Annotated in this window: 12 protein-coding genes and 1 pseudogene; 7 read left to right on the top strand and 6 right to left on the bottom strand. The window is 55.9% G+C overall.

Annotated features, from left to right (window positions below):
* From asr to rstA, 3 genes and pseudogenes are all read right to left on the bottom strand, one after another.
* Nucleotides 1-229 (bottom strand): annotated as a pseudogene (asr, locus tag DZE2538_RS20835) (acid resistance repetitive basic protein Asr); the annotation flags it as partial.
* Between the two features lie 75 nt (nt 230-304).
* Nucleotides 305-1,660 carry a two-component system sensor histidine kinase RstB gene (gene rstB / locus DZE2538_RS07890; protein ID WP_019846615.1) on the bottom strand — a complete coding sequence of 452 codons (1,356 nt, stop codon included), beginning with the start codon at nt 1,658-1,660 and terminating at the stop codon, nt 305-307.
* Nucleotides 1,657-2,400: a two-component system response regulator RstA gene (gene rstA / locus DZE2538_RS07895; RefSeq protein WP_019846616.1), complete on the bottom strand. Its 744-nt coding sequence runs from the start codon at nt 2,398-2,400 to the stop codon at nt 1,657-1,659. Before rstA ends, rstB begins: the two co-directional genes overlap by 4 nt.
* 227 nt (nt 2,401-2,627) lie before the next feature.
* Here rstA and DZE2538_RS07900 point away from each other — a divergent pair, with 227 nt between their 5' ends.
* Complete coding sequence (locus DZE2538_RS07900) at nt 2,628-3,059, top strand: hypothetical protein (RefSeq protein WP_023639459.1); 432 nt, start codon at nt 2,628-2,630, stop codon at nt 3,057-3,059.
* A gap of 75 nt (nt 3,060-3,134) precedes the next feature.
* Here the strand turns inward: DZE2538_RS07900 and dauA are convergent, their stop codons facing one another.
* Entirely contained in the window at nt 3,135-4,850 is a 1,716-nt protein-coding gene (dauA, locus tag DZE2538_RS07905; RefSeq protein ID WP_038917134.1) for a C4-dicarboxylic acid transporter DauA, read from the bottom strand.
* A gap of 270 nt (nt 4,851-5,120) precedes the next feature.
* Nucleotides 5,121-6,221 carry a sodium-potassium/proton antiporter ChaA gene (chaA, locus tag DZE2538_RS07910; protein WP_023639461.1) on the bottom strand — a complete coding sequence of 367 codons (1,101 nt, stop codon included), beginning with the start codon at nt 6,219-6,221 and terminating at the stop codon, nt 5,121-5,123.
* Between the two features lie 845 nt (nt 6,222-7,066).
* On the opposite strand from chaA, the gene DZE2538_RS07920 reads away from it, so the two are divergent.
* From DZE2538_RS07920 to DZE2538_RS07945, 6 genes are all read left to right on the top strand, one after another.
* Nucleotides 7,067-7,759 carry a gamma-glutamylcyclotransferase gene (locus DZE2538_RS07920; protein ID WP_019846621.1) on the top strand — a complete coding sequence of 231 codons (693 nt, stop codon included), beginning with the start codon at nt 7,067-7,069 and terminating at the stop codon, nt 7,757-7,759.
* Nucleotides 7,760-7,944: 185 nt separating this feature from the next.
* Nucleotides 7,945-8,985, top strand: a complete 1,041-nt coding sequence (locus DZE2538_RS07925; RefSeq protein ID WP_038916029.1) for an ABC transporter permease — start codon at nt 7,945-7,947, stop codon at nt 8,983-8,985.
* Nucleotides 8,982-9,842, top strand: a complete 861-nt coding sequence (locus tag DZE2538_RS07930; protein ID WP_019846623.1) for an ABC transporter permease — start codon at nt 8,982-8,984, stop codon at nt 9,840-9,842. Before DZE2538_RS07925 ends, DZE2538_RS07930 begins: the two co-directional genes overlap by 4 nt.
* Nucleotides 9,829-10,671: an ATP-binding cassette domain-containing protein gene (locus tag DZE2538_RS07935; RefSeq protein WP_038916030.1), complete on the top strand. Its 843-nt coding sequence runs from the start codon at nt 9,829-9,831 to the stop codon at nt 10,669-10,671. The genes DZE2538_RS07930 and DZE2538_RS07935 overlap by 14 nt, the downstream gene beginning before the upstream one ends.
* The gene (locus DZE2538_RS07940) at nt 10,671-11,354 is read left to right on the top strand and encodes an ABC transporter ATP-binding protein (RefSeq protein WP_080638968.1); all 684 of its coding nucleotides are present in this window, start codon (nt 10,671-10,673) and stop codon (nt 11,352-11,354) included. The genes DZE2538_RS07935 and DZE2538_RS07940 overlap by 1 nt, the downstream gene beginning before the upstream one ends.
* Before the next feature lie 78 nt (nt 11,355-11,432).
* On the top strand, nt 11,433-13,013 hold the full coding sequence (locus tag DZE2538_RS07945; RefSeq protein ID WP_038916031.1) for an ABC transporter substrate-binding protein: 1,581 nt from the start codon (nt 11,433-11,435) through the stop codon (nt 13,011-13,013).
* Nucleotides 13,014-13,045: 32 nt separating this feature from the next.
* Here DZE2538_RS07945 and DZE2538_RS07950 read toward each other — a convergent pair whose 3' ends face one another.
* On the bottom strand, nt 13,046-14,332 hold the full coding sequence (locus DZE2538_RS07950; protein WP_019846627.1) for a chloride channel protein: 1,287 nt from the start codon (nt 14,330-14,332) through the stop codon (nt 13,046-13,048).
* Nucleotides 14,333-14,465: the final 133 nt, after the last annotated feature.

The following is a 14,465-nucleotide window of genomic DNA, read 5'->3' on the forward strand; positions in this document are numbered from 1 at the left end:
CTGGAGCTTTTTTCTTTAGCTACTTTTTTGTTTGCTTTTTAGCTGCCTGAGCTTTCTGGGCCGCTTTTTTCTTCTCAACTTTTTTCACCGGTTTTTTCGCGGTATCCGCTTTAGCCGGAGCGGCAGCAGTTGCCGGGGCGTTAGCCGGAGCAGCAGTGGTGCCAGCTGCGAAGGCTACAGAGGACAGACCCAGAGCCGCACCTGCGATCAACACTAAAAATTTCTTCATCGTAAATTCCTCATTATCCCGTTCACATTTCAAGCCCCAGGGTGGGCCGATGACTGAAGCATAAGATAAGCTACGCTAACGATCTGTGAGTGTTTGGTTTCCGCGTGTAACGGATTGTACAAGGTTCGCAGACGAAGAATTTGACGCGGGTTTGGTGGTGACAATCGGCCAGCGGAACAGGAAACGAGCGCCCCCCAACGGGCTGCTGTCGACTTCAATGGTGCCGTTGTAAGCACGCACGATGGCATGAACAATGGCCAGCCCCAGACCGCAACCGCCGCTGCTGTTTTCGATGCCCGCCTCCAGACGGATGAAGGGTTCGAAAATGTGCTCACGGTCTTGCGGCGCAATACCTGGCCCGTCATCTTCCACCTGCAGACACGCGGTTTGCTGATCGAGTGTCAACCCGACTCGCAGGCGTTGCTGGCAGAAACGTAACCCATTATTGACCAGATTATTCAGTACCCGCTCCATCAGGCGCAGGTCGACATAGCCGAAATGGTTACCGCTTGCCACATCCAGTTCAATCAGCTTGTCATCGTGCACCAGTCGAAAATCCTCAACCCGTTTTTGCAGCCATTGCGACAGGTCTATCTCTTCGAGATGCAGCGTCACCTGCGGCCGGTCAAGACGGGCGTAGGTCAGCAGTTCGTCGATGAGCGCTTCCAGTTGGCCGACATCCCGGTTGATGGCTTCCTGCTCGTCATCGGTCAGGTTGTCGCTCATCGCCAGCCGATAACGTAACCGGACCAGCGGGGTGCGCAGCTCATGGGCAATATTGTCGATGAGCTGTTTTTTACTGGTAATCAATTGGTTGAGATTATCGGCCATACGGTTGAATGCCACGCCTAAGCGAAACAGGCTGGAGGTATTATCAAAATGGGTTCGCTCCTCCAGATGTCCGTCGCCCAGTCGCTGCGCCGCACTTTCCAGTCGTAACATCGCTTTCCAGTGTGGGCGCATCCACAAGAACACCGGCAACGCCAGCGACAGGCCGATTAACGCCAGAAACAGTAAGTTGACCAGACGTATTTCATGCAGGAAGAACAGGTAGGGGATGGGGCCGACCGCCAGCACATAATGGCTGCGCGGAATACGCTGAATGAAGGTGTACTCGTCGTCCAGCGCGACGATTTCGCCCTGAATCAGCCGTTGTTGCGCCAGCGTGCTGAGCCGATATTTATTAATGGGCTCAATGTGTAACTTGAACGATAGGTTGAGATCCATCTGGTTGATGGTCTTGTGCCACTCTCTGGGGGGGATGGAGCGTAACTCGTTGCGAATCAGGTACAGCGAGCTTTTCATCAGGTCGTCCATCGATTGTCGACCGGCGCGCTCCGCCGTAACTTTGTACACCAACCCGACCAACAGGGTCATCACCAGAAAGCTGGCAAACAGCAGTAGAAAGAACTGAATAAACAGTTTTTTCATGGCGTGAGGGTCTCCCAGGCATTCGGGGCGAACAGGTAGCCTTTGTTGCGGATGGTTTTGATACGCACCGGCTCCAGCGCGTTGTCGTAGAGCTTTTTACGCAGACGGGAAATCGCCACATCGATACTGCGATCCATGCCGTCGTAGCTGACGCCGCGCAACGCCTTGAGCAACGCTTCACGATCCATGATCTGCCCGGCGTGGGTAGCCAATAACCACAGTAAATCGAAGTCCGACGTGGAAAGCGGAATATTTTCATCCGCCAGCGTGACGTCGCGGTTAACCGGGTCGATACACAGCAGGCCGAAATGCAGCGATTTATGCACCTGCACCTGTGCTTTTTCCGGGGTGTTCTTCTCAACGACAGGTTGCGGTGTGGCGGCGTATTGACGGAAATGTAATCTCAGACGTGCCAGCAGAACCGCAGGCGGTGTGGTCTTCAGGATATAGTCATCGGCACCCATCTCCAGCGACAGAATGTGGTTCATGTCGCTGTCGAGCGAGGTGAGCAGCACGATCGGGCCAGTGTATTGCGGGCGCAGTTCACGGCAAATCGTCATGCCGTCCTTACCGGGCAACATGATGTCCAGTAGCACCAGGTCGGGTTGTTGTTCTTCGATGAAGGCCAGTGCGTTATCACCACGAGGCTCAATGCGCACATCAATATCATGTTTGCCCAGATAGGCTGCAATCAGTTTGCCAACTTCCGGATCATCCTCAACAAAAACAACTTTATACATGACATTCTACTCACAACAGTACGCGTATTATGGTTCATGCGACAGCATGGAAGCGACGGCGAAAGCGTAGGGTGCGCTGGATCGCATTGCCAGCAGAAAAGCCCCAGCTTTTGCCGTATAGCTCTACAATTGTTAGAGATACTATACCTTATTAATCCTTTTTACGTTGTAATGGTTGATGTGAATGGCGCGACGGCAATGGTCGCTTGGCGGAAAGGAGAGAAGGGATGGAAGAGGCTCACTCTGGGCCTGCGGGCTCCTCTGAAAGGATGTGTATTGATTACACGGCGTACCTGGGTGCGCTGTGCCGCAAGCGCTGGCGTTTTGTTGATGCGTTGTATGGCGTGATGCCTATTTTTGGTATGGTAACCAAATCTTCCATGGCGGCGGGAACAACCGGTGCCACGGGGAAAGATGACCTGCTGGAGCTGGCGATGCAGGTGTTGTCCACTCAGGCCAGCGATGAAACCAATCTTTCTCGGTTGATTACACTGGCGTGCCAACATGGGGTGACGGAACTGGATATCCAGTTACCGTATGCGTTGTCTGGCGAGCAGTTGCAGATAATCGATCGCGCGTGTCGCGGCTACGAACTGGTGTTGAGTCAGCAGTCGGAATGCCTTTCGGTGCATTCCGTTGCGTCAGCCGAATTTTGCTAATCTGTTTTTTAACCTATTTGCTTTTTAACTGATGAGGAAAAACCGGCCTCGCGCAATGCTAAGGCCGGTCGGTTGTCAGGCGTTGAGCGAGTCGTGCTGGGGTTGGGTTTCCGCCAGCGCTTGTTCCAGCGTCGCGTAGAAGCCCAGCCGGTTGGCAATCGGCGTCACATTCGCCCGAGCCAGTGTTTTGAGCGGCTGAAACGGGATATCGGTAAGAATCAACTGTTTTTCTGGCGGTAACAATTCCACAAAATGGCGGAATGCATTAAGGCCGCCCGCATCCAGCACCGAGACCGCATCCCACTGCAGGATGATGGTTGGATAAGGCTCAGCACGTTCCATCAGTTCCGTAAACAAGCGTTCTGCCGCCGCAAAGAATAACGGGCCGTTGATTCGCAGCACCAGCCGCTGGTCTGCCACGGTACCAGGCAGTTCACTCAGTCGGGTCATGCGCGCCACATTCCGCATAAACAGCAAGGAAGCCAGCACAATACCGACCGTAATGGCAATCACCATGTCAAACAGAACGGTTAACCCCATGCACAACAGCAATATCAGGATATCGTCGCGTGGTGCCCGGCGCAGGATATAGACCACTTTGTGCGCCTCGCTCATGTTCCAGGCTACCAGCAGCAGCAACGACGCCATGGCGGAGAGCGGCAGATAAGACAGCCAGGGAGCCAGCACCAGCAAAGACAGCAACACCAGCAACGCGTGGAGCACCGCGGCAACAGGCGAGGTGGCACCGGCACGTACGTTTGCCGCCGAGCGGGCGATCGCCGCCGTCGCGGTAATGCCGCCGAAGAACGGGGCGACCATATTGCCGATACCCTGGCCCAGCAGTTCGCTGCTGGGATGGTGCTTGCGCCCGGTCATTCCATCCAGCACGACAGCGCACAGCAACGATTCAATGGCACCCAGCATCGCCATCGAAAATGCCGCGGGCAGCAGTTCGGACAAGCTTTGCCAGCTCAGCGTCATGGTGTGTCCATCCGGCGCGGGGATGTTCCACGGCAGGACAAACTGCGGCAGGATCGCCGGGATCCCTTGCCCGCGGCTGCCGTCGGCCAACAGGTAGCTAAAACGCGAACCGATGGTGGCGACATCGATATGAAACGATGACAGCACTCCCATCACGGCGGTGCCAGCCAGTAGTGCCGGCAGGTGCCCCGGCAGGCGGACGCCGAGCCGGGGCCAGACTATCAATACCAGCAGTGTCGTGGCACCGATAAGCGTGTCGCCGATGTTGAGCGTGGGCATAGCCAGCGCCAGCGCCGCGACTTTGGCGGCATAGTGCTCTGGCACCGTCGCCATGGTCAGGCCGAAAAAGTCTTTTACCTGCATGGTGGCGATAGTAATGGCGATACCCGACGTGAAGCCGAGCGTGACCGGCAACGGGATGTATTCAATCAGCCGCCCCAGCCGACACAACCCCATCAGCAGTAAAAAGACCCCAGAGAGCAGGGTGGCGACCAGCAGGCCGGAAAGGCCAAACTGTTGCGATACCGGGTTGAGAATGACCACAAACGCGGCTGTTGGCCCCGATACGCTGTAGCGCGAACCGCCGCAGATGGCGATCAGCAATCCAGCAACCGCCGAGGTGTAAAGCCCGTACTGCGGTGGCACGCCGCTGGCGATAGCCAACGCCATTGCCAGTGGGATGGCAATAATACCGACTGTAATGCCGGCGATAACATCATGAGTAAAACGCGCCAGGGTGTACTTTTCTCGCCAACAGGCTTCGATGAGTGCGCTGAACGGTCTGATACCGTTAATTCGGTGTGATTTCATGGAAAGCAAGAACCAAACAATGAAAAACAGGCGGGTCGACAGCGGCCCGTCACGGCCAGGGCGTGTGCCGCCTGCGGTGGTTGCCTGAAAAACGCGAATAAAAAACGCAGCCACCACGGTAGGACACAGTCCAAAGTCGATACCATACGCCTGTTTTTTGGCGAAGATCCAGCGATAAATCAATAGAAAGGGTTTTTTCGGGGAAAACAGAACAGTTGCATGACAACCTGCGCCGGTATCAGGCGATGATACCAGCACAGACGCGCGCGTTTATAGCATGACCGTCATCAGGTACGCCACGAACAGCGCCAGATGGGCGCTACCGTTGAGCACATTGGTGCGACCGGTAGAAAACGAAATCTGGCACAAGATCAGTACCGATAACATCACCACGATGTGGGGCAAGTCGAGGGCGAAATGCAGCGTCCGACCCGTGAGGGTGGCTATCAGCGTCACAGCAGGGACCGTCAGTGAAATGGTCGCCAGCACGGAACCGAAAAACAGGTTCATCGCACGTTGTACCTGATTACGCAGTACGGCGGTAATCGCCCCCAGGCCTTCTGGCGAGAGGATCAGCAGGGCGACCAGAAAACCGGTGAACTGGGACGGGGCGTTCATGGCATCCAACAGACCTTCCAGTTGGGGAGAATCCATCTTGGTAACGGCAATGACGGCCACCAGGTGGACCAGCAGCCAGACGGCATGCCAGGCAGAGCTGTGTGCGGAAGGTTTGCCGTGATGTGGGTCGCCGTCGTCGCCCTCGTCTTCATGCTCATAAACAAACAGGCTTTGATGCGTACGGGTTTGAATCAACAGGAAAACGCCGTACATCATGGCTGAAATCAGCGCGATAATAATGGATTGCGCCACCGAAAAATTGCCTGCTGGTAAGGCGGCCGGGAATACTAACACCAGCACCGCCAACGGAAAGATAGCCATCAGGTACTGTTTGATGCCGCCCAGATTAACGTACTGCGTGGCAAATTTTCGCCCGCCCAGCAACAGGGCGAAACCAACCAAACCGCCGCTGACGATCATGATGATGGAGTAGAGGGTATCGCGCATCAACGTCGGGCCCGCATCACCGGTCGCCATCAGCGCTGAAATCAGGCTGACTTCAAGAATGACGACCGACAGGCTGAGGATAAGCGACCCGTAGGGTTCACCCAGACGATGCGCCAGCACATCCGCATGGCGCACGACGCTAAATGCGCTGGCGAGGATCCCCACCAACGCCAGCAGATTGATGCCGACCATGACGGACAGGCTGCGACTATCACCCCAGAGCATAAGCACCAGCAGCGCCAGCAGGGGGAAGATCAAGGTATATTCGTGATGACGGGTTTTCACCGCGTCAGTGGATGTCGGCATGATCGGGTCTCCTTATGTACCGCTTGAAATCAGATACCGTCTGCAAACAGATATCGTCTGCAAACAGAATGTGGTGAAAGCAACATATCGTGGCAATACAGGTCATCGTGATAATACATGTCGTGAAAACACGGTTTCTTGCAAGCAAGGTGCTCGAAAAACGAAGCGTTCGGGAATCCATGCTGAGGTGGTGTCCGGGCGTTTATCGCTGCCGACACCGCCGAAAAAGTATGACTGATGCAGGCCATCGTCGGCGGTTTTTACCTGCATGTTTTTCAGCCCCACCGACAATGTTGGTGGCAAATTTTTGTCAAAACTTCGCGATAACTCATGAAAAATGAAAGTGAATCGAGGTTTTTGCTGTTTGATATTTATATCACTAATAATAAAGGATTTTATTTATTTTTATTACTCTATTTACAAAAGAATAACGTATTTTATCTATCTATACATAGTTATTTTCAGGATTAATGAAGGATAAGTAAGGCATGATCGCTATTTTTTCATTAATCGACCGGCTGAGGCTTGGGCTGTAAGCCCGGCGTCTGTTCCCGGGGAGATTTCGACGGTGATTTCTGGCACCACGGCACCGCATGCTGGTGTGGTCAGGTGAGATATCACGTAAGGCACGGCCTATTGCGCGTTGCTGCCATCGCATTTTCTTACAGGTCTTAATGACACATCGGCTTTATGATAATTCTGGTAAAGATTAACGATATTTTGCCGTAGAAATAAGCAATACCTGCGTTGATTATAGGGTTGATGATCGGCCAGAATATAATCGAGCAGAATAGGCAAGGCGATGCCGCCGCGCAGTAACATCGTTTTAGTGAGGGCAGTAGGTAGTGTTGACGCGTGATTTTTTGCAGAAAGCGGATTGTAAAACCTCGTTTGGAAAAATTGATGAATCATTGCTGCTAACGCCTCAGCAGCGAGAGGCTTCTCTGGCGTGTACGTTGGCATCCCGCCCCGATCAAAGTCCTGTCTGGGTGTTTGGCTATGGCTCGTTGATGTGGAACCCTGTGTTTGATGCCGAAGAAGTTTGTGTGGCAACGCTTCACGGCTGGCACCGTACCTTTTGTTTGCGTCTTACCGCGGGCCGCGGTACGCACAGTCAGCCCGGCCGGATGTTGGGGCTGAAACCGGGAGGCGAAACGACCGGACTGGCCTATCGGTTGCCTGAAACGACGCTGCGTGACGAGCTGGAACTGCTGTGGAAGCGTGAAATGCTGACCGGCTGTTACCGGCCATTGTGGTGTGAGTTGCGGTGCCAGAACGGCGAGCCGATTACCGCGCTGGTGTTTGTCACCAACCCGGAACATCCGTTGCTGGAAGCGGACACCTGTATTCAGAGCATTGCGCCGTTGATTGCCTGTGCCAGCGGGCCGCTCGGTACCAATGCCCAGTATCTGTTCGCGCTGGAACAGGAGCTAAATCATTACGGCATGGAGGATGAAAGCCTGAGCGCGCTGGCGCAGCGGGTCCGTGAGCTGCAACAAAACCTCTCCATCGGCCCGGCTCAGGAAGCCCCGTGCTGATTGATATTGGGTTGATTGGCAGTTGACTGATTGACGGGGTTCTGGCGACAGGTTGACGGGGTTAGCCAGTAGGGTAAGCATACACTGAGGCGGCGGTTGTCTATACCGGTCTGGCGGCAGTGATGATACCATGCTGGCAACGTGTCACGACCGGGATTGTCAGACCGGTAACAAGGCCACCGTCAATGAGTTCATTTTATCAACAGATATGGGGAACTGCGGCGCGTCCCGGCAAGGTGCTGGGTGGTTTCCTTTCACTATGCCTGACGCTCCTGGGCCTGTTATTTTTTACCTTCCTGTTAACCCATTTGGCATCGGTCGATCAAGTGTTGCCCGTCACGGGAGAGCATGCCAGTGATGCCACTGATAGCCAGGTGCGCCAGCAACTGGGGCTCGACAAGCCATTGTGGCTGCAATTCTGGGATTACCTTTACGCGCTGATGCAGGGCGATTTCGGCGTATCGCGTACCACCTCACAACCGGTGCTGGACGATTTACTGCGTACCTTTCCCGCGACCTTTGAACTGGCGACCTGCGCTATCGTGCTCGGGTTTGGCGGGGGGATCACGCTGGCACTGTTATCGGCGCTGAAACCCGGCGGCGTGCTGGACTATCTGGTGCGCGGGGTGACGTTGCTGGGTTATTCCGTACCAGTATTCTGGATTGGGTTACTGAGCCTGCTGCTGTTTTACTCGGTGTTGCACTGGTCTGCTGGCCCCGGACGAGTCGATGACATTTATCAGTATTCGGCAGAATTACCGACCGGATTTGTGCTGTTTGGCAACTGGAATAACGATCTCATGATGCTTCGCAATGCGCTGGCGCACCTGTGGCTGCCTGCCTGCGTACTGGGGTTTGTATCAATGGCCAGCATCGCGCGGATGTTGCGCACAGCGCTGCTGGAAGAGAGTGGCAAAGAATACGTCACGCTGGCCCGTGCGATGGGGGCCAGTCAGTGGCGGATCCTGCTTTTCCATATCCTGCCCAATATTCAGACGGTCATGGTGACGGTATTGATGCTGTCTTACGCCAGCTTGCTGGAAGGGGCGATTCTGGTAGAAACGGTATTCTCCTGGCCCGGCGTAGGGCGCTACCTGACGACGGCGCTGTTTGCCGCCGACATTCCGGCGGTACTGGGGGCGACGCTGTTGATTGGGGTCTGTTTCATCCTGCTCAATGCACTGGCGGATGCGCTGATCTTTTTGCTGGACCCCCGCACACGATGAGGTGGACATTCCTGTTCCCGGTTAACCGCCAGCCAGCGCGCCGTCGCGTTGTGCTCAACAGTATCAATGTGTGTTTTTTTATGCTGACGTTGCTCACGCTGGTGGCGCTTTTCGCCCCCTGGCTGGCACCGTTTGATCCCTATACCCACAATGTCATACAGCGCTTGCAACCGCCGGGCCCGGCACATTGGCTGGGGACCGACGGTTTTGGTCGTGACCTGTTATCACGGGTGATTTACGGTACCCGTCCCGTATTGATAATGGTGGCGCTAATTCTCATCATCACGATTCCTGTCGGGCTGCTCGTGGGGGTGGGCGCAGGGTATCTGGGCGGTTGGATAGATCGGGTGTTGATGCGATTAACCGATATCATGCTGGCACTGCCGGGGCTGGTGATTGCGCTGTCGCTGGTCGCGGTGCTGGGGCCGGGATTGTTGCATGGCGCGCTGGCGTTGGCGTTAAGCGCCTGGCCGCAGTTTGCCCGACAGGCGCGCGCCGAAACGATGGCGCTGCGTAACAGTGAGTTTCTGGTGGCGGCTCGTATGCAAGGCATTAACGGATGGCGACTGATGTACGGCCACGTGCTGCCGTTGTGTCTGCCCGGTGCGCTGGCCCGTGCGGCGATGACGCCAGGCAATATGATTTTGGCCGCGGCTGGCCTGGGTTTTTTGGGGCTGGGGGCACCGCCGCCGATGGCGGAATGGGGCGCGATGGTAGCGGAGGGCAGTAATGTGATGCTGGAACAGTGGTGGGTTGCCACGATGCCGGGGTTAGCGATTTTCCTTACCAGCCTGACCTTCAATTTACTGGGCAACGCACTGCGCGACAGACTGGACCCTCGTTATGGCAAACACTGACTCCTGCTTGCTGGAGGTTGAAAACCTGTCGATCTGGCGTCGTAACGGCCAGCCGAACGTGCTGGTGCATCCGTTGTCATTCAGTATGCAGCGAGAACGGGTGGCGCTGGTGGGCGAGTCTGGCGCGGGAAAATCGCTATTAGCCTGGGCGCTGATGGGGTTGCTGCCGTATGAATGTCAGATGCGGGCGGAGCGGCTTGAGCTGGCCGGGCAGGATCTGTTGCGATTTAGTTCGACGCAGTGGCGGCAATGGCGTGGCAGACGTGTGGCGATGGTGATGCAGGAGCCAAAACAGGCATTAAATCCGATGCGCACGATAGGCTGGCAAATGGAGGAGCCGCTACGGCTGCATACCCGCTTGCCGCGCCAGGAAAGACAAGAGCGCGTGCTGGAGAGCCTTAACGCTGTTGGCCTGGCGGAGTCCGGTGGGGTGTTGGCTTGTTATCCTCACCAGATTTCCGGCGGGATGGCACAGCGGGTAATGTTGGCCATGGCGATGATTACCCAGCCGGATCTGTTGATTATCGACGAACGCACCTTTGCGCTGGATAGAGAAACCCGGGTGCAGGTGCTGTCGTTACTCGACCACCTGCTCACCGAGCATCACATGGGGCTACTGTTGATTAGCCATGATTTACCGCTGGTTGTTCACCACTGTTCTCACATACTGGTGATGCGCCAGGGCCATTTGGTGGATACGCTGGCCGCCTCGCAGCTACCGAATGCGACACACCCCTACACCCGGATGCTCTGGCATTCCCAGCCGGGTAAACACACGCACGGGCAGATATTGCCGATGATGCCGGACGAACCAGAAGGAACGGCCTGATGCACGAACCGATGGCCGTGGTAGTCGAACACGTGAGCGTAGCGCACTGGCAGGGGTATCAGCGCCATGACGTTGTGCATAACGCCAGTTTCACGGTGCTGCAGGGCGAGTGTTTCGGGTTGGCCGGGCCATCCGGCAGCGGCAAGTCTTCGCTATTGTGGGCGCTGGCCGGGCTGAATCCCCACAGGTCGGGAACGATGACATTGCTTGGGCAGCCGATACATCCCGGTCAGTCATTTGGGCCGGAATTGCGGCGACAGGTACAGATGGTCTTCCAGGATCCCTACGCGTCGTTGCATCCACGTCATACTCTGCGTAAAACCCTGAGCGATCCATTGCGGCTGATGGGCCTTGTCGATGTTGATGAGCGACTGGCGCAAGGGATGGGGCAACTGGGTCTGCACTGCTATCTGCTGGATAATTACCCGCATCAGTTGTCTGGTGGACAGCGCCAACTGATGGCGTTATTGCGAACGCTACTGATGCAACCGCGCCTGCTGCTGCTCGATGATGCCACCTCAGCGCTGGACATGCTCGGGCAGGCGCGGGTGTTCAATGTACTCACGCGCCTGCGGGAGAGCGGAGACCTGACCATGATCCTGGTCAGTAATGATCGCAATGTGATGGAACATATGTGCGAACGCGTGTTGTGGATGCAGGACGGCAGGCTACAATCCCACTGAACACAACCCCATTTAACACAATCTCACTGACCATCATCCTTCTGACCACATGGATGCCGCGATACCGAGGACGAAACGATGAAGGCATGGTTTGCCGTTTTACTGACGCTGATATTCAGCCTGCCAGCGAGAGCATTGACACCGGACGATACGCTGGTCGTCGCGATTTCCCTGAACAGTATTATCAGTTTTGATCCCGCGGAAAGTTTTGAAACCGTCAGCAGCAGCTGTCTTACCTCACTGTATCAAGGGCTGGTTACCAGCAGTCGTGATAATCCCACCCAACTGAAACCGGCGTTAGCGCTCGACTGGCATCCCGGCCCGGACGGGCGAAGCCTGACGTTTACCCTGGACCCCGGTGCAGTATTCGCTTCCGGTAACCCGGTACAGGCTGATGATGTGATTTACTCACTGACCCGGGCGGTAAAGCTGAATAAAACACCGGCGTTTATTCTTAATGAACTGGGGTGGGAACCGGGCAACATCGAGGCGCAATTTCGCAAAATCGACGATCAGCACCTGGAAATACGCTGGACCCGTAATATTGGCGGCGAACTGGTGTTACGGCTGTTGTCGGCCAGTGTCGCGCTGATTGTCGACAGTAAAGTGGTGGAAAAACACAGTGAAAACGGTGATTTTGGCAACAAGTGGCTAAAGACGCATTCGGCAGGCAGTGGCAGTTATCACATTCGACACTATTTGCCGCAGCAGGCTTTGTTGCTGGAGAGTAACCCCTACGCCCGTCGTCCGCCGATATTACCGCGGGTGATTTTGAAAGACGTGGCCGACCCGAGTGTGCGACGCCTGTTGCTGCTACAAGGCGATGCGGATGTGGCTTACGATCTGGGGGCGGATCAATTCAGTGCTCTGGAGCGTCACCCCGACGTGACGGTGCAAATGACATCAGGCACCAAAATCTACTATCTGGGCTTTAATACGCGCAGCAAGACGGCATCGTTTCTCGGGCAACCCGCGTTTTGGCAGGCGGCACGCTGGCTGGTTGACTACCAGAGCATTGCGCAGCAGTTGTTGAAAAAGCAGTTTCAGGTGCATCAAAATTTTTTGCCTCAGGGGTTTGATGGTGCGCTGGAGGAAGAACCGTTTCGGCTGGATGTGGCGAAAGCGCGCCAGATATTGCGCGATGCCGGGATAGCGGCGGGTAGCCGGTTTACCTTGCTGGTGGCGAATCAACCGCCGTATGTGGAGGTGGCGCAGGCGTTGCAGGACAGTTTCGCCCGCGCCGATATTCGTATTGATCTACAGATGGTAGCAGAAAGCGAACTGTGGACGCGTATGCGTAGTGGTCGCTTTGAGGCGGTATTTACCTACTGGGGGCCAGACTATGTTGACCCCAACAGTAATGCCAGCGCGTTCGCGCTTAGCCAGCCCGGTACGTTGGCCGGGCGGTTGGGATGGCCGGCCCCGGAACTTAGCCAGATGACCCGCGCGGCGGCGGCGCAGTGCGATCCGCAGGCGCGGCGTGATACTTACCAGCAATTGCAACGGGCGGTCAGGGATGACTCGCCGTTCGTGCTCATATTGCAGGGACGGCGACTGGTCGCGATACGCAATACGCTGGTGAATGCTCGCCAGAGCGTGACCAATTCCATGCTCTATTTTGATGAAATCAGCAAGGCGAAGGCGGTGCCATCAAAATGATGATGGCGGTGCCGCCGCGTCTTCATCCACCGTTATTTTTTATCTGCCGTCAGGTTCTCAATCAGCATGTTGGTACCGACCGCGCCGGTAATACACAGCGCCATGGGCGCAAAGAAATCATCACTGACATGAGTCAGCTCCATAATCAGCACCAGACTGGTGATCGGCATTTTCATCGATGTCGCCAGAAACGCGGCGGCACCAATGACGGCATAGGCACCCGGCTGATTATCCGGGAAGAACCACGACCAGATACCGCCCAACGCCACCGCCAGTAACGCGCCGTTCGCCAGACCCGGTGTCAGCAGGCCGCCTTGCGCACCAGCGCGTAAACTGCTCCATTGTACCAACACCTTGCACCCTAATAGCAGTAACGCCATCGATACCGACAGCTGGCTGGTGAAGCTCAGTTCCGCCGGTCCTTTACCGTTGCCAGCCAGTTGCGGCAGCATGATCACCAGGACCCCCAGCAACGCGAAGTTGAGCAGGTTAGTGATAATCAGCCAGGCGTCTCGCGGCGAATGCTGCCGGGCATGGCGGGTGAGGCGGGTAAACCCATAGGCGGCAACCCCGAATATCGGCCCACAGATCAGCGCCCAGACAGTCAGGTCGCTGGATACCGTCAGCGGCATTGTCAGGTGGTATTGGTATTCATCACCCAACGCGACACGGGCTATCAAGGCAGCAGTCGCACAGGTGAAAAAGGCGGCCAGACAGGTTTTGAGCTGAACGCGTGCCAGCAGAACTTCCACAACAAACAGCGCACCGCTTAACGGAACGTTATACACCGCCGCCAGGCCACCTCCGGCACCACAGGCAATCAGCAACCGGGTGTCTTCCGGGGTCATGCGTAATGCCCGCGAGAGATGGGTGGCGGCCAACGCACCCAGCTCACGCGGTGCTACTTCCCGGCCCAGCGGTGAGCCGAGCGCTACGGTCACAATTTGTAGTAAGGCATGGATGATGGTTTCTTTTATCGGCATGTCAGGATTATCGGCCTGTAATGCCGCGTTGATGTTGACCAACCGACGACCATAACGGTAGAGCGCATACCAGCCGAACCCGGCCACCAGCCCGCCTGCCAGCAAGGCAAGAAACCGGCGGGTGGGTTCTGCCGCACTGACTCCCTGTAAAAAACTCTCCTTGCTGATGATATGGTCCACACTGTAACCATAGGCCAGGTGTTGAATGGTGTGGAGCAACAGCGCCAATAACATACCGCCAAGACCAGACAGAATGCCGGTTAGCAGCAGTGCGATGGCAAAACGAAAACGCGGGGACAGGTTCCCGGACACTTTCTCGGACATTATTTCGGACATACTCACTCACATCAGCTGTGGAAAACTGCATTGCCGCATCATTATCACCGCACATTGTACGGACTATAATTGTACGGACTATACCTCAACGGGAGGTCTCTTGGCTGCAATGCGGCGGCAGGAGCGCTGGTAT

The organism is Dickeya zeae NCPPB 2538 (genome assembly GCF_000406165.1).
GTDB classification, from domain to species: Bacteria; Pseudomonadota; Gammaproteobacteria; order Enterobacterales; family Enterobacteriaceae; genus Dickeya; species Dickeya zeae.